This window comes from Streptomyces roseoviridis, from assembly GCF_039535235.1.
GTDB classification, from domain to species: domain Bacteria; phylum Actinomycetota; class Actinomycetes; order Streptomycetales; family Streptomycetaceae; genus Streptomyces; species Streptomyces roseoviridis.
Genome location: NZ_BAAAWU010000001.1, coordinates 591,586 through 607,819 on the forward strand (window position 1 = coordinate 591,586; position 16,234 = coordinate 607,819).

General features: G+C 74.6%; 17 protein-coding genes. 6 read left to right on the plus strand and 11 right to left on the minus strand.

From position 1 onward, the window contains the following. Positions 1–68: 68 nt before the first annotated feature. Complete coding sequence (locus ABD954_RS02665; RefSeq protein WP_345484090.1) at positions 69–1,484, minus strand: purine-cytosine permease family protein; 1,416 nt, start codon at positions 1,482–1,484, stop codon at positions 69–71. Positions 1,485–1,705: 221 nt separating this feature from the next. Here ABD954_RS02665 and ABD954_RS02670 point away from each other — a divergent pair, with 221 nt between their 5' ends. Next, positions 1,706–2,263 carry a TetR/AcrR family transcriptional regulator gene (locus tag ABD954_RS02670; RefSeq protein WP_382746021.1) on the plus strand — a complete coding sequence of 186 codons (558 nt, stop codon included), beginning with the start codon at positions 1,706–1,708 and terminating at the stop codon, positions 2,261–2,263. 79 nt (positions 2,264–2,342) lie between these two features. Here ABD954_RS02670 and ABD954_RS02675 read toward each other — a convergent pair whose 3' ends face one another. Both ABD954_RS02675 and ABD954_RS02680 read right to left on the minus strand, forming a co-directional pair. Continuing rightward, positions 2,343–3,353: a 3'-5' exonuclease family protein gene (locus tag ABD954_RS02675; protein WP_345484093.1), complete on the minus strand. Its 1,011-nt coding sequence runs from the start codon at positions 3,351–3,353 to the stop codon at positions 2,343–2,345. Further along, on the minus strand, positions 3,350–4,876 hold the full coding sequence (locus ABD954_RS02680; RefSeq protein WP_345484094.1) for a dihydrolipoyl dehydrogenase family protein: 1,527 nt from the start codon (positions 4,874–4,876) through the stop codon (positions 3,350–3,352). The genes ABD954_RS02675 and ABD954_RS02680 overlap by 4 nt, the downstream gene beginning before the upstream one ends. A 123-nt stretch (positions 4,877–4,999) precedes the next feature. Between ABD954_RS02680 and trxA the strand changes: the two genes are divergently transcribed. Then, positions 5,000–5,368 (plus strand): thioredoxin, encoded by a 369-nt coding sequence (gene trxA / locus ABD954_RS02685; protein WP_345484095.1) that lies wholly within the window; start codon positions 5,000–5,002, stop codon positions 5,366–5,368. 159 nt (positions 5,369–5,527) lie between these two features. Here the strand turns inward: trxA and ABD954_RS02690 are convergent, their stop codons facing one another. The 6 genes from ABD954_RS02690 to ABD954_RS02715 form a co-directional block, all read right to left on the minus strand. After that, positions 5,528–6,715, minus strand: a complete 1,188-nt coding sequence (locus ABD954_RS02690) for a thiolase family protein (protein ID WP_345484096.1) — start codon at positions 6,713–6,715, stop codon at positions 5,528–5,530. Between the two features lie 182 nt (positions 6,716–6,897). Then, the gene (locus tag ABD954_RS02695) at positions 6,898–7,167 is read right to left on the minus strand and encodes a hypothetical protein (protein ID WP_345484097.1); all 270 of its coding nucleotides are present in this window, start codon (positions 7,165–7,167) and stop codon (positions 6,898–6,900) included. 117 nt (positions 7,168–7,284) lie between these two features. Then, positions 7,285–8,307: a LacI family DNA-binding transcriptional regulator gene (locus tag ABD954_RS02700; protein ID WP_345484098.1), complete on the minus strand. Its 1,023-nt coding sequence runs from the start codon at positions 8,305–8,307 to the stop codon at positions 7,285–7,287. A 306-nt stretch (positions 8,308–8,613) separates the two neighbouring features. After that, positions 8,614–9,000 carry a hypothetical protein gene (locus tag ABD954_RS02705; RefSeq protein WP_345484099.1) on the minus strand — a complete coding sequence of 129 codons (387 nt, stop codon included), beginning with the start codon at positions 8,998–9,000 and terminating at the stop codon, positions 8,614–8,616. 71 nt (positions 9,001–9,071) lie between these two features. Then, a complete protein-coding gene (locus ABD954_RS02710) occupies positions 9,072–9,257 on the minus strand; it encodes a hypothetical protein (protein WP_345484100.1) in 186 nt (61 codons plus the stop codon). A 46-nt stretch (positions 9,258–9,303) separates the two neighbouring features. Further along, positions 9,304–10,137, minus strand: a complete 834-nt coding sequence (locus tag ABD954_RS02715) for a TIGR02452 family protein (protein WP_345484101.1) — start codon at positions 10,135–10,137, stop codon at positions 9,304–9,306. 129 nt (positions 10,138–10,266) lie between these two features. Here ABD954_RS02715 and egtA point away from each other — a divergent pair, with 129 nt between their 5' ends. The 4 genes from egtA to egtD are packed head-to-tail and all read left to right on the plus strand — an operon-like array spanning position 10,267 to position 14,574. Next, the gene (gene egtA / locus ABD954_RS02720; protein WP_345484102.1) at positions 10,267–11,535 is read left to right on the plus strand and encodes an ergothioneine biosynthesis glutamate--cysteine ligase EgtA; all 1,269 of its coding nucleotides are present in this window, start codon (positions 10,267–10,269) and stop codon (positions 11,533–11,535) included. Further along, entirely contained in the window at positions 11,532–12,860 is a 1,329-nt protein-coding gene (gene egtB / locus ABD954_RS02725) for an ergothioneine biosynthesis protein EgtB (RefSeq protein WP_345484103.1), read from the plus strand. Before egtA ends, egtB begins: the two co-directional genes overlap by 4 nt. Continuing rightward, positions 12,860–13,612: an ergothioneine biosynthesis protein EgtC gene (gene egtC / locus ABD954_RS02730; RefSeq protein ID WP_345484104.1), complete on the plus strand. Its 753-nt coding sequence runs from the start codon at positions 12,860–12,862 to the stop codon at positions 13,610–13,612. Before egtB ends, egtC begins: the two co-directional genes overlap by 1 nt. Then, on the plus strand, positions 13,609–14,574 hold the full coding sequence (egtD, locus tag ABD954_RS02735) for an L-histidine N(alpha)-methyltransferase (protein ID WP_345484105.1): 966 nt from the start codon (positions 13,609–13,611) through the stop codon (positions 14,572–14,574). The genes egtC and egtD overlap by 4 nt, the downstream gene beginning before the upstream one ends. On the opposite strand, the gene ABD954_RS02740 is transcribed toward egtD, so the two are convergent. Continuing rightward, positions 14,469–15,356, minus strand: coding sequence for a lysophospholipid acyltransferase family protein (locus ABD954_RS02740; protein ID WP_345484106.1), 888 nt, complete (start codon positions 15,354–15,356; stop codon positions 14,469–14,471). The genes egtD and ABD954_RS02740 overlap by 106 nt on opposite strands. A 7-nt stretch (positions 15,357–15,363) precedes the next feature. After that, positions 15,364–16,191, minus strand: coding sequence for a GNAT family N-acetyltransferase (locus tag ABD954_RS02745; protein WP_345484107.1), 828 nt, complete (start codon positions 16,189–16,191; stop codon positions 15,364–15,366). Between the last annotated feature and the right edge of the window lie 43 nt (positions 16,192–16,234).

Genomic DNA, 16,234 nt, shown 5'->3' on the forward strand with positions numbered 1-16,234 from the left:
TCGGGCCGGGAGGCGGCGCGCGGGCTCTGTCCGGTACGGAGTGGGGCGCGCGGGCCCGGCTCGGTGGGTCAGGCGGGGACGGGCCGTGCGGTGCGGCGGGCCAGGAGGACGTACACGGCGGCGGAGACGGCGGCGCCGAGGAGGGAGAGGTCGGCGCCGCCGAGCGGGGCCACGAGCGGGCCGGTCCACAGCGCGGAGTCGCAGGTGAGCGCGGCGAAGAGCATGCCCGCGAGGAGGGCGGCGAGTCCGGCCGGGTGCCAGCCCGCCCGGTACCAGTAGGCCCCGCGCTCACCGGCGTGCAGCGCCGCGGAGTCGTAGGTGCAGCGCCTCAGCACCATGTCGGCGAGGAAGACGCCGCCCCACGGGGCGAACACGATGATGAGGAGCGAGAGGAAGGAGAGCAGCGAGGTGGTGAAGTCGGTGAGGAAGAGGGCGCCGAGGGAGCCGGCGGCGGTGACGACCGCGCTGATGACGATGGCGCGGGCGCGACTCCAGGGGATGCCGAGGACCTGGAGGTTCAGGCTCGACGAGTAGAGGGTGATGATCGAGTTGGTGATCGATCCGCCGAGGACGAGGGCCAGGAAGAGGGGCTGGAACCAGCCGGGCAGCAGTTCGGAGGTGCCCGCGACGGCGTCGGTCATGTCGGTCTGGGTGGCGGCGGCCACGCCGGCGACGCCGAGGGCCACGGAGGCGACCAGGCCGCCGAGACCACCGCTCCAGGTGAGTGCCGTGAGCGAGGTGGTGCGGGGCAGGTAGCGGGTGTAGTCGGCGGGCATCGGTACGTACGAGAAGGGGCCCGCGAGCATGACGACGAACGCCAGGCTCCAGCCCGACGGGCCGGGTGCGGCGGCCGGGGCGGCCGTGTCGGCGCCGGGCAGGACGAAGACCAGCAGGGCGGCGAAGCCCGCGGCGAGGGCGTAGGCCATCCAGCGCTCGGCCCACTGGACGGTGGCGTGGCCCCACAGGGCGACGGCGAAGGTCAGGGTGAGGGTGACCGCGAGAGCGAGGGCGCGCGGGAGCCGGCCGCCGCTCCAGCCGAGTTCGGCGAGGAGGGCTTCGAGGGCGAGCGTGCCGACCACGGTGTTGACGATGGTGTAGCCGATGCTGACGACCCAGTTGAGCAGGCCGGCGGGCCAGTTGCCGCGCACGCCGAAGGCGGCGCGGGAGATGACGAGGGTGGCGGTGCCGGTGCGGACGCCGCTGAGGCCGGCGGCGCTGATGGCGAAGAAGGAGAGCCCGCCGAGCACGACCACGGCGGTCGCCTGCCAGAAGGAGAGGCCGAAGGCGACGGCGAGAGCACCGTTGATGACGTAGGTGAAGGTCAGATTGGATCCGAACCAGAGCCAGAAGAGGTCCTTGGCCCCGCCGTGCCGTTCGCCCTCGGGGATGGGGTCGATGCCGTGGCCCTCGACCTGGAAGACCTCGTCGCGGCCCGCCGCGCCGGCCGTGCCCGCCGTCACGGGCGCCGTCTCGTGTCCGAGCACTCCGCACCTCCTTCGTCCTGCTCACTTCGGAACGGATTTCTTGAATGGCGTTCTAACTCTTTGAACGGCATTCAAGATGCTGGCTGGATCCGGCCACGTCAAGCCCCTTGCGGATTGCGGTTAGGGTCGACCCGTACGCGGGAGTCGGCACGAGGACGGGATCGGTGGCAGGGGCAGCACGGGCCGGGCGGCGGCGGGACGGGAGCATCACGCGGGAGCGGATGCTCGAAGAGGCCATGACCGCCATCGCCGAGGACGGGCTCGGCGCGCTCACCATGTCCGCGCTCGCCGAGCGCCTCGGGACCAGTGGCGGCCACATCCTGTACTACTTCGGCAGCAAGGACCTCCTGCTGCTCGCGGCCCTGCGCTGGAGCGAGGCGACCCTCGGCGAGGAGCGGCGGCGACTGCTCGCGCGCAGGGTCACCGCGCCCCGCCGGCTCGATTCGTTCCTGCGGCTGTATCTCCCGCGCGGCCCGCGCGACCCGCGCTGGACGCTCTGGATCGAACTGTGGGCGCGCATTCCGGCCAACGAGGAACTGCGCGCCGCACAGGCGGAACTCGACCGGGGCTGGCAGGACGACCTGGAAGCCCTGCTCTCCAAGGGCGTCGCGCAAGGACACTTCGCACCGATGGACGTGACCGCCCGCGCCTCCGAACTGCTCGCGCTCCTGGACGGGTTGAGCACGCGAGTGGTGCTCGGCGAGGAGTCGGGACGGGACACCAGGAGCGCTCTGGACGCCGCCCGGGCGGCGGCGGAGCTGCTCGTCCCCCGGGCCTGAGCGCCGGCCCTCGGGCGCTGGGGCCCTCTGACCGGGCCCTTCGGTAGGAGCCCTCAGGCAGGAGCCCTCTGGCCGGAGGTCAGTCCTCGGGGAGCGGCTCCCAGGGCAGTGGCTCGACGGGCGCGAACGGCCAGGCGGGCGCGTCCATGTGACGGCTCGTCTGCTCGGCGTACCAGAGGACCTGCTCCGTGTGCAGCGCCGGCCGGGAGAGCCGCGCGAGCGCCGGGTGGCGGGCCGCGAGGGTCCCGGCCAGGAGCAGGGCCGCCCCGGCGTCCGACCCCGGGTCCCCGGGGCGGGCGTGCGGGACTCCGTACCACTCGGCCACGGACCGCAGGGAACGGCTGCCGGGGCGGTAGCGGTCGACGTGGCGGTCGAGGACGAGCGGGTCGCAGACGGGTGCCACACCGGAGGGCAGGCGCTCGGTGAGCGGGGCGAGGCCGTGGCGGAGGAGTTCGGCGTGCAGCGTCGTCAGCACGTGCGGGGCGAACCAGACGACCAGCAGTTCCTTGGCGGCGAGGTGCGCGGCGACGAGGGTGGCGAGTTCGTCGAGGGCGCGGTGGGGCGGGGTGACGGTGGGCGGGACAGGGGATCCGCTGTCCCGCGCTGCGGTGGGCCCGGAGTCCGGGACATCGGATCCGATTCGTCCGGGGACATCGGATCCGATTCCTCCGCGGAGATCAGATCTGATTCCTCTACGGAGATCGGATCCGGCATCAGAGGATTGGATATCGGATCCTGGATCCACGATCCAGTCGTACGACGTCCCGTCGCTGCCCCGCAGCGCCGCGGATCGGATCCGATCGACGGCCGGCCGATACCCGGTGGATCCGATGTCCAGTGCCAGCAGGCGCCGCCGGTGCCAGCCGGAGTGGTCTCCCGGCGGGGGCGGGCCGGGCTCGGGAGCGTGCTCCGGGTGGTAGACCTCCCAGGCCCTGGCGCCGTGCCGCAGCACTCCGGCGCCCGCCGGGACCGGGCCGCCGCAGCGCGCGCAGGAGGCGTCGTACTCGTTGGCACGCTCCTTCTGCGCACGCTCCTTCTGCGCACGCTCGCTCCGCGCGCGGTCCCTCCCGTCCCGCTCCCCCGGGCTCACGACGTGCCCGCCCCGTCCCGGTACGCCTCCAGGAGACGCAACCACGCCTCGCTCAGGGTCGGATAGGCGGGAACGGCGTGCCAGAGGCGGGCGATCGGGACCTCGCCGGTGACGGCGACGGTGGCGGAGTGGAGGAGTTCGCCAATGCCGGGTCCGACGAAGGTGGCGCCGACGACCGTCTCCCGGTCGAGATCGACGACCATGCGCGCGTGGCCCCGGTATCCCTGGGCGTACAGCCCCGCGCCCGCCACCGCCGTCAGGTCGAGGTCCACGGCCCGCACCCGGAGTCCCGCCGCTTCGGCGGCGGCCAGCGTGAGCCCCACGGAGGCCGCCTCGGGGTCGGTGAAGACGACCTGGGGGACGGCCGCGTGGTCGGCGGTGGCGCTGTACGGGCCCCAGGGGCCGGTGCCGGTGTTCCGCGCACCGTCCCCGGAGCCCGCCGAGCCTGCGTCCGAGCCGTCGCCGGGGCCGCCCCCCGAGCCGTTCCCGGCGGCCCGGGCGGCGATGGCGGCGCCCGCGATCCGCGCCTGGTACTTGCCCTGGTGGGTCAGCAGGGCGCGCCGGTTGACGTCCCCGACGGCGTAGAGCCAGTCGTGTCCCTCGACCCGGAGGCTGTCGTCGACCGACAGCCACGAGCCGGGTTCCAGCCCGACCGTCTCCAGGCCGATGTCCTCGGTGCGGGGCTGCCGGCCGGTCGCGAAGAGCACCTCGTCGCCCTCGACCCGGTCGCCGCCCTCCAGGACGACGGTGACCGGTCCGGTGCTGCCGTCCCGCACCACCGCGGCGACGGTGACGCCGGTGCGGATGTCGGCGCCGCGTTCCGCGAGGGCGGCGGCGACGTGTTCGCCCGCGAACGGCTCCATGCGGGGCAGCAGTCCGCCGCCCCTGACGAGCACGGTGACCCGTGAGCCGAGCGCCTGCCAGGCGGTCGCCATCTCCACGCCGACCACTCCCCCGCCGACGACGACCAGCCGCTCGGGCACCCGGCCCGAACTCGTCGCCTCGCGGCTGGTCCAGGGCCCGGCTGCGGGCAGTCCCGGCAGGTCGGGAAGGACGGCGCGGCTTCCGGTGCAGACGGCGACGGCGTGCCGGGCCGTCAGGACGTGGCGGTCGCCCTCGGGCCCCCGGACGGTGACGACGCGGGGTCCGTGGAGCCGGCCGTGGCCGCGGTAGAGGTGGGCGCCGGTGGACTCCACCCACTCCACCTGGCCGTCGTCCTTCCAGTCCCCCACCACGGAGTCGCGGTGGGCCAGCACCTCGTGGGCGTCCAGCGGCCCGTACGAGTGACCGCGCAGCCCCGGCGTCCCGCGCGCCTCGGAACGGACGATGGCGGGCCGCAGGAGCGCCTTGCTGGGCATGCAGGCCCAGTACGAGCACTCGCCGCCGACCAGCTCGCCCTCCACCACCGCCACGCTGAGCCCGGCCGCCCGGACCCGGTCCACCACGTTCTCGCCCACCGGTCCCGCGCCCAGGACCACCACGTCGTACGTGTGCGCGTCTGCGTTCTCCGCCGCTCGTGTCATGGTCCAAGTCTGCCGGGTAGCGGTGCGGAATAGCGCGGCTCGATACGCCGTTGTGCGGGGTGAGTCCCCAGGGGACCGTGAGGACCGCAGGTGACAGGCACTGGACCCCGAGAGGTAGGAAGCATGAGCACCGTAGAGCTCACCAAGGACAACTTCGACCAGATCGTGAGTGAGAACGACTTCGTTCTGATCGATTTCTGGGCTTCCTGGTGCGGTCCGTGCCGTCAGTTCGCGCCCGTCTTCGAGGCCGCCTCCAAGCGCCACGAGGACCTGGTCTTCGCCAAGGTGGACACCGAGGCGCAGCCGGAACTGGCAGCGGCGTTCGAGATCCGCTCGATCCCGACCCTGATGATCGTCCGCGACAAGGTCGCGATCTTCGCGCAGCCCGGCGCCCTCCCGGAGGTCGCTCTGGAGGACGTCATCGGCCAGGCCCGCAAGCTGGACATGGACGAGGTCCGCAAGTCCATCGCCGCCGAGGCACAGCAGAAGTAGCAGCCGACGGCCGGGCGGCAGCCGGCGTCTGACACCACACGCCGACGGCCGGTCCGCGGCCGACGGCCGGTCCGCGGCCGGCGGCCGAGAAGCGGCGTGGCCGCCGAGGGGTTTCGGAGCGCGTGTCTCCGGAGCCCCTCCGGCGTCTGCGCGGAGGCGTCAGCGCTCCAGGACGAGGGCCAGGCCCTGACCCACGCCGATGCAGAGCGCGGCGAGGCCCGTACCGGAGCCGGCCGCCGCCAGCTGGTGGGCGACCGCGCCGGCGAGGCGGGCGCCCGAGGCGCCCAGCGGGTGGCCGATCGCGATGGCGCCGCCGCGCGGATTGACCACGTCGGGGTCGAGTTCCGGCCACTCGGCCAGGCAGCCGAGGGCCTGGGCGGCGAACGCCTCGTTCAGCTCGAAGGTCGTCAGGTCGGAGAAGTCCCGGCCCGCCTTGTCCAGGGCCCGTCGCACCGCCTCGACCGGGCCGAGCCCGAAGAGCTGCGGCTCGATGCCGGTGACGGCGGAGGCGCGGATCCGGGCCAGCGGCTCACGGCCGGTCTCGCGCAGCCCCGCCTCGTCGACCAGGAGCAGGGCCGCGGCCCCGTCGTTGAGCGGGGAGGCGTTGCCGGCCGTGACCGTGCCGCCGTCGGGGCGGAAGGAGGGCTTCAGCTGGGCCAGGGCCTCCGGGGAGGTGGTGTCGCGGATGCATTCGTCCCGCACCAGCTCGACTCCCTCGTAGGGGACGACCTCGCCGTCGTAGAGGCCCTTGGCCCATGCCTCGGCGGCCTTGCGGTGGCTCGCGAGGGCGAAGGCGTCCTGCTGCTCGCGGCCGATCGCGTGCTTGTCGGCGACGAGCTCCGCGCCCTCGCCGAGGGAGACGGTCCACTCGGCGGGCATGCGCGGGTTGGTCATGCGCCAGCCGAGCGTCGTGGAGTGCAGCTGCTGGTGGCCGGCCGGGAAGGCGCGCTCGGGCTTCTGCAGCACCCAGGGGGCACGGGACATCGACTCGACGCCGCCGGCGACGGCGACGGAGGCGTCACCGAGGGCGATCGCGCGGGCGGCCTGGATGACGGCCTCCAGGCCGGATCCGCAGAGCCGGTTGACGGTCACGCCGGGGACCGAGGTGGGCAGGCCGGCGAGCAGGACGGCCATGCGGGCCACGTCGCGGTTGTCTTCGCCCGCTCCGTTGGCGTCGCCGAAGTACACGTCGTCGATCCGGGACGGGTCGAGGTCCGGGGTGCGGTCGACCAGGGCGCGCACCACGTGGGCGGCGAGGTCGTCGGGCCGGACGGAGGAGAGCGCGCCGCCGAACTTGCCGATCGGGGTGCGGACGGCGTCGACGATGTAGACGTCGCGGATGCTCATCGGTTCTCTCCCACGGGGACCTTCGCGTACGGGCAACGGCGCGGGGAGTCGGAACGCGCCGAACGCCCCCGGGCTCGCCCGGTGTTCCCTTCGCCGTTCGCCGCGATGTTCGCCCGGCGAAGTATTCTTCGTCCCTCGCGGGCCCGAGTCTCCGCCGGTGCGCGCCTTCTGTCAACGCCCCTTCAGGCCGTCCCGGGCCCTCTGATCAGCGCCGTCAGTCCGTAGTCGAGCTCGCGGCCGTCCACGAGCAGCGCCTCCACCGTCCGCGTCTGCGGGTCGATGTCGGCCATCAGCCCGTGCCCCTCGTAGATCGGATAGCCGGACTCGCCGATCCGGCCGGTCGCCTCGACGACGGCCGAGCGCACGGCGCTGTCCTGTACGGAGGCGCCGCCGCGGTCGTCCACGTGGGAGGGCACCAGAAGGATCTCGAAACGCTTCGGATGTGTGCTCATGGATCGACGCTAAGCCGACCGCGCGGCCGCGTCCTCCCGACGCCGCCGGAGCGTCCCGATGCCGCCGGACCCGTCCCCTCGGGAGCCGGTCACCCGGACTCGCTCACCCGGACTCGCTCAGCTGGACTCGCGGCGCACGATCCGCGACGCGAGCAGTTCCCGTCGCTCCGGCGCCGCCTCGGGATCACGGACCGCCCGGTCGACCAGCTCGGCGAGCTCCTGTCCCCGCACCATGTCGATGTGCACGGTGCTGAGCCGGGGCCGCAGCAGCCGTCCGAGCACGAGGTCGTCCGAGCCGACCACGGCCGTCTCCTCCGGGATCGCGATCCCGGCGTCCTGGAGGGCCCGCATGAGGAGCATCGCGTACTCGTCGTTGTAGGCGAAGACGCCGTCGAGGCCCAGCTCGCGCCAGCGCGCTGCGAGCCGGTCGGCGGGCTCCTCCTCGTACCGCAGCGGCAGGGGTACGACGGTGGCGCCGGCCCGCTCCGCCGCCGCCCGCACGCCGTCGAGCCGCGGCACGGAGAACATCTCCAGGCCCGGCTCCTCGGGCATCACGACCCCGACGGCCCGGCAGCCGCGCTCGACCAGATGGGCGCCCGCCGCCCGGCCGACCGTCGTCTGGTCCATGACGAGCGCGTGGGTGCCGGCGATCTGCTGCGGGCCGACCGTGATGACGGCCCTGGCGCCGGCGCGCTTGAGCAGTTCCACTCCGGACGGCGTCAGCCCCGCCCGGCCCAGCGAGACCACCGCTACCGGTCGCAGCTCGGCCCAGGCGCGGGCGGCCTCGTCCGCCTCCAGGCCGACGCCGGCGTACTGCACCACCGTGTAGTCCAGGCGGCGCAGGGCCCACTGGAGCTCGTTGAGGAAGCCGCTGTACAGCGGGCCGATCGGCACGTGCGCGGTGGGCATCAGGACCATCCTGCTGTGCCCGGCGCGCAGGCTGCGGGCCGCGGCGTGCGGCACGTAACCGAGCTCCTCGGCGGCCTCGCGCACCCGGCGGCGGGTGGGCTCGCTGATCCGTACGGCCGCGGTGTTGTTCAGGACGTAGCTCACGGTGGCACGGGAGACCCCCGCGAGCCGGGCCACGTCGGCGCTGGTGGGGACGGAACGTCCGGCGGACTGCTTGGGTGACTGGCTCATCGAACCGGCATCTTTCCAGAACCCTCCGGCACGGGCTCCGGCGGATGGCCGGAATGGAGTTCTGCGCGGGACGCACACGCGCCGCCTGCGGGTGACACAGGTGCCCGAGGTCCGCGCGGGGTCATCTGCGCGCCGCCGTGGGCCTGTTGGCGCCGACGGGGGTGAAGGACCGGAGGGGAGGGGCCGTACGCGGGGCGGATGCCGGGCCCGGTCCGGGCTCGGTCCGGGCTCGGTTCGGGCTCGGTCCGGCGCCGGGGCGTACGGGACGGGGCGCCGGCGCCGACCCCGTACGTCCGCGGGCCGTCGTCAGCAGCTCTCGTTCTTCTTCACGGCACCGAGCACGATGGTCCCGTCGACGGCGGCGCCGGGGGCGGGCTGCTGGGTGCAGATCTTCCAGTCGGCGGCGGCCGACGTCCGGACGGGCACCATCCGGCCCTGGCCGGAGACGTCCTCGAACCTCATGCTGCCCGACAGCTGGGCATAGGCGCCGGCGACGCTTCCGCCGATGAGGTCGGGCATGCCGCCGCCCGCCGCGGGCTGCTCGGGCGGGGCGGTGGTGGCCGTCGGGACGGTGTCCACCGAGACGACGGCCGTCGGTTCGGCCCGCGCGGACGGTGGTGTCTCGAAGGTGCAGGCGGTGAGACCGGCGAGCAGGGTGACGGCGAGGACGGCGGTGAGACGAGTGGTGCGCATGTACCCCCCTGGGACGAGCGGGAAAGGGGGTCCATCATCCACGCGCCGTCCCCACGGTGGTCACGCGCCTCTCAGTTGTGCCCGAACCTGCGCTCTTTGCGGTGGGCGGGGACGTCCATGGCCGGGCGCGGCGCCTCGGAGGAGGACGAACGGGGGGTCTCCTTCGCCGAGACCGCCGCGCGGTGCTCGTGGCCGCCGGTGCGGGCACCCTTGTTGACCCGGGTCTGTTTCTTGCCCACGATCGTGCCTCCCGTCATGGAAGATCTCGCTCCCAGGCTCGCACGGGAGTACGAAAGCCGCATGTCAGGCGGTCGGGTCAGGGAAGACGCGCCGGAAGGCGCCGAGGGTGCCCTGGTCGCGCGTACGGTCCAGGATCGCGAAGACGACCTCGTCGAAGTGACGGGCGAAGCGGCCTTCCCCGGTGAGCAACGTCCTGAAGGCGGTCGCGACCTCCGTGGGGTCGTTCTGGAAGACCCCGCAGCCCCAGGCACCCAGCACCAGCCTGCGGTAGCCGTGGACGGCGGCGGTCTCCAGGACCCGCTCGGCACGGGCGGCGAGGGCCGCCGGGACGCGGTGGGCCAGCTCGGGGGTGCGGCGGCGGATCACCCCGGCGTTGGGCGCGGGAGAGGTGAGGAAGCCGGCCGTGAACGGTTCGGCGAGCAGGGCGCCGCGGTCGTCGCGGAAGACGGGTACCGCGGGCGAGTGGATGACCCGGTCGGTGTAGAAGGCGTCCCGTTCCGCCCGGTGGTGGTCGTAGTACGCGGGGGCGCGCAGCAGGGTGGCGTAGAGGGCGGAGGAGCGGCACAGGGCCTCTTCCTGGGCCTGGGCGCCGTTGAGGTAGCCGCCGCCGGGGTTGCGGGCGGAGGCGAAGTTGAGGACCGCCACGGGGGTTCCCGGGTCGGCGCGGGTCATGCGGCGGGCGGCGGCGAGGCTGCTCTCGGCGGTGACCTGGAGGGTCGTCGCGCGGTCGGTGCCGGGGGTGACGGCGACGGGTTCGGGGCCGTGGAGGCGGGTCCCGGCCAGCGCGGCGGCCAGCTGCGCGGCGAGGTGGACGGTCCGGCCGTCGGGGGCGGTGTAGCGGCCCGCCGCCACGATCTCCTCGGTCTCGCGGGCGAGGGCCCGCAGTCGTGCGCTCATGACCCGAAAGCATGATCGACTCGTGTTCGCGGCGGCAACGGGTTTTCCCGGCCGGGCGCGGGAGGCGCTCTTGCACGCCCGTGCCCGGTGGCTTTAGGTGGAATCAGCGCTTTCCCAGGAGGTGGAGCGATGACGACACCGTCGTCGGACGGCATACCGAGGGGTGGTCCTCCTCTGACCGAGGAGGAGGCCGAGGACCTGCTGCGATGTATCTGTTTCAAGACGGGACCGCCGCGTGCGGTCGGGGTCGAGCTGGAATGGCTCGTCCACGAGCTGCGTGATCCCCGCCTTCCCGTCGCGCCGCGCCGGCTGGCCGCGGCGATCGACACCGTGCGGGCCGTGCCGCTGGTCGCGGCCCTCACCTTCGAACCCGGTGGGCAACTGGAGCTCAGCTCGCTGCCCGCCGCCTCCCTCATGGAGTGCCTGGACTCGCTGGCCGCCGATCTGCGGGCGGTGCGGGAGGCCCTCGCCCCGCTCGGACTCGGCCTCAGCGGCTACGGGGTGGACCCGTGGCAGACGCCACGCGCGCGCGTGCTGCACGAGCCTCGGTACGACGCCATGGAGACCGCCCTCGCCAGGAACGGCCCCGCCGGGCGGGCCATGATGTGCGAGTCGGCCTCCGTGCAGGTCTGTCTCGACGCCGGTCTGGACGGACCGGGGCCGCTCGGCTACCGGCGGCGCTGGCGGCTCGCGCACCTGCTGGGCGCGGTGCTGGTGGCGGCGTTCGCCAACTCCGCCGTCCACGGCGGCCGCCGGACCGGCTGGCGCTCCACCCGGCAGGCCCTGTGGAGCGACCTCGACCCGACGCGCACCCTGGCCCCGCCGCCGGACGGCGAGCCGCGCGCCGAGTGGGCGGCGCACGTCCTCGACACCCCCGTGTTGTGCGTACGGACCCCGCAGGGGCCCTGGGCGGTGCCCGAGGGACTGACGTTCCGGGAATGGCTGCGCACGGGCCGGCCGCGGCAGGCCGACGCGGACGACCTGCGCTACCACCTGACGACCCTCTTCCCGCCGGTGCGGCCGCGCGGGCACCTGGAGCTGCGGATGATCGACGCACAGCCGGGCCTGGACGGCTGGATGGTGCCGGTGGCGGTGACCACCGCCCTGTTCGAGGACCCCCGGGCCGCCGAGGCCGCCCACCGGGCGGTCGGGCCGCTGGAGGCGCTGGCCGGTCACGGCCCGGCTCCCCGCAACCCGCTGTGGCGGGCCGCGGCACGGGACGGCCTGACCGACCCGCGGCTGCACACGGCGGCGCTCGCGGTGTTCGAGGCGGCCCTGGAGGCACTGCCCCGGATCGGGGCGTCGGCGGAGGTCGTGGGGGCGGTGGCCGCGTTCCACGAACGCCATGTGCTGGGGGGCGGCTGCCCCGCCGACGAGCTGCGGGAGGTGGCGTCATGACCGTGCCGGAGACCCCACACGAGGAGGCTTCGCTGCGGTCGCGGGCGGTGGCGGCGCTGACCACGGCGCGGGAGCGCACCGCACTGCTCACCTCCTGCGTGGACGACGGCGAACTGACCGCCCAGCACTCGCCGTTGATGTCCCCGCTGGTGTGGGACCTCGCACACATCGGCAACCAGGAGGAGCAGTGGCTGTGGCGGGCGGTCGCCGGTCGTGAGGCACTGCGGCCGGAGATCGACCCGCTGTACGACGCGTTCCGGCACCCCCGCGCGAGCCGGCCGTCGCTGCCGCTGCTGGCGCCCGCCGAGGCGCGTGCGTACGCGGCGGAGGTGCGCGACCGGGTCCTGGGCGTCCTCGACGCCACCCGCCTGGAGGCCGACCCGCTGGTCGAGTCCGCCTTCGCGTTCGGGATGATCGCCCAGCACGAACAGCAGCACGACGAGACCATGCTGATCACCCATCAGCTCCGTGAGGGTCCGGTGGCGCTCACCGCCCCTCCCCCGCCCGTCACGGTCACCGACCCGCTGACGGCGAGCGAGGTGCTGGTGCCGGGCGGCCCGTTCACCATGGGCACCTCCGACGAGCCGTGGGCGCTCGACAACGAGCGCCCCGCGCACACCCGGATCGTCCCGGCCTTCTTCATCGACACCGCGCCCGTGACCAACGGCGCCTATCTGGCCTTCATGGCCGACGGCGGCTACCACGACGAGCGCTGGTGGCTGCCGGAGGGATGGGCGCGGATCCGCGAACACGGCATCGAGGCACCGCTGTTCTGGCGGCGCGAGGGCGGGCAGTGGCTGCGCCGCCGGTTCGGGGTGACCGAGCCGGTGCCCGGCAACGAGCCGGTGCTGCACGTCAGCTGGTACGAGGCCGACGCCTACGCCCGCTGGGCGGGGCGGCGGCTGCCCACCGAGGCCGAATGGGAGAAGGCGGCCCGCCACGACCCGGCGAGCGGCCGGTCCCGGCGCTACCCGTGGGGCGACGCCGACCCCGGCCCCGTACACGCCAACCTCGGACAGCGGCACCTGGGGCCCGCGCCGGCCGGCAGCTATCCGGAGGGCGCCTCACCGCTCGGCGTGCGCCAGCTGATCGGTGACGTGTGGGAGTGGACGGCGAGCGACTTCCTGCCGTATCCGGGGTTCCGGGCCTTCCCGTACAAGGAGTACTCCGAGGTGTTCTTCGGCCCGGCGCACAAGGTGCTGCGCGGCGGGTCGTTCGCCGTGGACCCGGTGGCGTGCCGGGGCACCTTCCGCAACTGGGACCTGCCGGTGCGGCGGCAGATCTTCTCCGGTTTCCGGACCGCGCGGAACGCGGAGCCGGCCTGATGTGCCGGCACCTGGCCTACGTGGGCCCGCCGGTGGCCCTCGGTGAGCTGTTGCTGCGGCCCGCGCACTCGCTGGAACGGCAGGCCTGGCAGCCGCGGACGCAGAGCAGCGGCGTGGTGAACGCCGACGGCTTCGGCGTCGGCTGGTACGCGCAGGGCGACCCGGTGCCCGCCCGCTACCGCGGGACGGGGCCGCTGTGGGGCGACCTCTCCTTCGCCGACCTGGGCCGGGTGGTGCGCTCCGGGGCGCTGCTCGGCGCCGTGCGGGGCGCCACCGTGCCGGGGGCGGACGGGGAGGCGGCGGCGGCCCCGTTCGCCGCGGACCGGTGGCTGTTCAGCCACAACGGGGCGGTCCCGGGGTGGCCCGGGTCGCTCACGGCGCTCGCGGCGACGCTGCCGGCGGCGGAGCTGCTGGCCCTGGAGGCGCGGACCGACTCGGCGTTCGTGTGGGCGCTGGTGCTGCACCGGCTGCGGGCCGGGGACGCGCCGGACCGGGCGCTCGCCGACACCGTCCGGGAGGTCGCCGAGGCCGCTCCCGGCGCCCGGCTGAACCTGCTGCTGACGGACGGGGCGACGATCGCGGCGACGGCGTGGGGGAACTCGCTCTGGTACCTGACCGGGCCCGGCCGGACGGTCGTGGCCTCCGAACCGTACGACGACGATCCGCGCTGGACGGAGGTGCCGGACCGGACGGTCCTCACCGCCTCGCCCGGCGAAGTCGTCCTCACCCCGCTCAAGGAGCCCTCCCCGTGAGCCCGTTCCAGTTGACCCGCACCCTCGCCGAGGACGCCGCGGACGCCGCGCTGCGTGCCGACGTGCTCCACGGCCTGACCCGCGATCCGAAGGAACTGCCGCCCAAGTGGTTCTACGACGCGCGCGGCAGCGAACTGTTCGAGGAGATCACCCGGCTTCCCGAGTACTACCCGACGCGCGCCGAGCGGGAGATCCTGATGGCCCGGTCGGAGGAGATCGCGGCGGCCACCGGGGCGCAGACCCTGGTGGAGCTCGGCTCCGGCTCGTCGGAGAAGACCCGCCACCTGATCGACGCACTGCTGCCGGGGCTCGTCGCCTATGTGCCGGTGGACGTGAGCGAGTCGGCGCTGAAGGGGGCGGGCGAGGCGCTGGCCGCCGAACGGCCGGGGCTGCGGGTGCACGCCCTGGTCGCCGACTTCACCCACGGTCTCGATCTGCCGGACGCCCCGGGGCCGCGTCTGGTGGCGTTCCTGGGCGGCACCATCGGCAATCTGCTGCCCGGGGAGCGGCGGGAGTTCCTGCGGGCGGTCCGGGGGATGCTCTCGCCCGGTGACGCGCTGCTGCTCGGGACGGACCTGGTGAAGGACGAGGCGACGCTGGTGGCCGCGTACGACGACGCGGCGGGCGTGACGGCCGCCTTCAACAAGAACGTGCTCGCGGTCATCGACCGTGAGCTGGGGGCGGACGCCCGCCTGGAGGACTTCGACCACGTGGCGCTGTGGAACCGGGAGCGCGAGTGGATCGAGATGCGGCTGCGGGCGCGGCACGCGCTGTCGGTGAAGATCCCGGAGCTCGATCTGGTGGTGCCGTTCGAGGCGGGTGAGGAGCTGCGGACGGAGGTGTCGGCGAAGTTCCGTCAGGAGGGCGTGCGCACGGAGCTGGCGGAGGCGGGCCTGTCGCTGACCCGCTGGTGGACGGACGGGGAGGGGAGGTTCGCGCTCTCCCTGGCGACGGTGGACTGAGCGGCGCGGGCGAGGGAGCGACGATCCGGATGGTGGAGACTGGATATCGGATCCAGTATCCGGATCTCGGCGTCGAGCCGTCGCGCCGTGGCGATCCGCCACAGTGACGCCCCCAGCGTGTCCTCGCCGACGAACGCGGCGGGCCCGGCGGGCCGGTAGTCGATCCGTACGGGCTGGACTCCGGATCCGGTGTCCAGCGCCGCCTGGAAGGCGGCCGGCCGGAAGACGCCGCTCGCCCGGCCGCACCAGGTGGAGCCCTCCGGGAAGACGACGACCCGGCCGCCGGCGGCGAGGACGCGCGCCGTCGCGGCCACCGTGGCGGGCAGGGTCCGCAGCCGGTCGCGGTCGATGAAGAGGGTGCCGCCGAGCGCGGCGAGCGGGCCGAACAGGGGCCAGCTCCGCACCTCGCGCTTGGCGAGCATGCGCCCCGGGAGCACGGCGGCGACCAGGGGCACGTCCAGCCAGGAGACGTGGTTCGCGACCACCAGGAGCGGGCCGCCCTCGGGCGCGGGCCGGCCGGTGACCCGGACCCGTACCCCGAACGCCCGCAGCACGGCCCGGCACCAGCACCGGACGAGCAGCAGACGCCCGGCCGCCGGCAGCGGGGCCGCGAGCGGGGCGAGCAGCACGCCGAGGAGGACGGCGGCGAGCCCCGCGGCCAGCCGCAGCACGCCCCGGCCGGCTCCGGCGGCCGGGACGGCCGGGCCGGGGTGGGCGGTGCACGGGCCGGGCGTGCACGGCGCCGTGGGCAGCCACGGGGAGGGGGCCGTGGGGGCGCTCACCGGACGCTCACCGGGCGGGGGCGAGCGACAGGAAGTGCCGCAGGTAGCGGGGGTTGGTGCGGCGCAGCGACAGCAGCACGTAGAGGTCGGCGACGCCGAAGTCCGGGTCGTGGGCGGGGGCGCCGCAGACCCACGCGCCGAGCCGCAGGTAGCCCCGCAGCAGCGGGGGCAGTTCGATCCGGCCCTCGGCGGGCGCGGCGGCCGGGTCGGGGGTCCACAGCCGGTGCGGGGTGACCCAGTACTCCTCGGGGGCCAGGTGCCGGGTCCTGACCGCGTCCCAGGTGGCGGCGGCGAGGGTGCCGCCGTCGGCGAGCGGGACGGAGCAGCAGCCGGCGAGCCAGTCGTGGCCGGTGCGGGTCATGTAGCGGGCCAGGCCGGCCCAGACGAGGGCGATCACGGCGCCGTTGCGGTGGGCGGGGTGGACGCAGGAGCGGCCGACCTCGACGAGGTCGTGCCGGATCGGGGCGAGCCGGGTGAGGTCGAACTCGCTCTCGGAGTAGAGCCGTCCCGCCACCGCGGCCCGCTCGGGCGGCAGCACCCGGTAGGTGCCGACGACCTCGCCGGTGTCCTCCCGCCGTACGAGGAGGTGGTCGCAGTAGGCGTCGAAGGCGTCGCTGTCGAGGCCGGGTTCGGGCCCCTCGAGCCGGGCGCCCATCTCTCCGGCGAAGACGAGGTGGCGCAGCCGCTGCGCGGCCCGGACGTCCTCCTGGTCGCGGGCGAGGCCCACGACGTAACGGGGCTGGGGCTCGTCCCCGGCGCGCTGCTGGGGCGGTACGGCGGCGAGGGGCCGGCCCGCCGGTTCGGCGACGGGCTGGGCGAGGGGTACGGCGGCCATGTCGGGATCCTCCGGCGGTACGGAAAGACGGCAGGGAGCCGGG

Excerpts from the sequence above, each read along its gene's own strand:
- ABD954_RS02670 (WP_382746021.1), top strand. The coding sequence starts at position 1,706 with ATGCTCGAAGAGGCCATGACCGCCATCGCCGAGGACGGGCTCGGCGCG.
- ABD954_RS02680 (WP_345484094.1), bottom strand. The coding sequence starts at position 4,876 with ATGACACGAGCGGCGGAGAACGCAGACGCGCACACGTACGACGTGGTG.
- trxA (WP_345484095.1), top strand. The coding sequence starts at position 5,000 with ATGAGCACCGTAGAGCTCACCAAGGACAACTTCGACCAGATCGTGAGT.
- ABD954_RS02690 (WP_345484096.1), bottom strand. The coding sequence starts at position 6,715 with ATGAGCATCCGCGACGTCTACATCGTCGACGCCGTCCGCACCCCGATC.
- ABD954_RS02695 (WP_345484097.1), bottom strand. The coding sequence starts at position 7,167 with ATGAGCACACATCCGAAGCGTTTCGAGATCCTTCTGGTGCCCTCCCAC.
- ABD954_RS02700 (WP_345484098.1), bottom strand. The coding sequence starts at position 8,307 with ATGAGCCAGTCACCCAAGCAGTCCGCCGGACGTTCCGTCCCCACCAGC.
- ABD954_RS02705 (WP_345484099.1), bottom strand. The coding sequence starts at position 9,000 with ATGCGCACCACTCGTCTCACCGCCGTCCTCGCCGTCACCCTGCTCGCC.
- ABD954_RS02710 (WP_345484100.1), bottom strand. The coding sequence starts at position 9,257 with ATGACGGGAGGCACGATCGTGGGCAAGAAACAGACCCGGGTCAACAAG.
- ABD954_RS02715 (WP_345484101.1), bottom strand. The coding sequence starts at position 10,137 with ATGAGCGCACGACTGCGGGCCCTCGCCCGCGAGACCGAGGAGATCGTG.
- egtA (WP_345484102.1), top strand. The coding sequence starts at position 10,267 with ATGACGACACCGTCGTCGGACGGCATACCGAGGGGTGGTCCTCCTCTG.
- egtB (WP_345484103.1), top strand. The coding sequence starts at position 11,532 with ATGACCGTGCCGGAGACCCCACACGAGGAGGCTTCGCTGCGGTCGCGG.
- egtC (WP_345484104.1), top strand. The coding sequence starts at position 12,860 with ATGTGCCGGCACCTGGCCTACGTGGGCCCGCCGGTGGCCCTCGGTGAG.
- ABD954_RS02745 (WP_345484107.1), bottom strand. The coding sequence starts at position 16,191 with ATGGCCGCCGTACCCCTCGCCCAGCCCGTCGCCGAACCGGCGGGCCGG.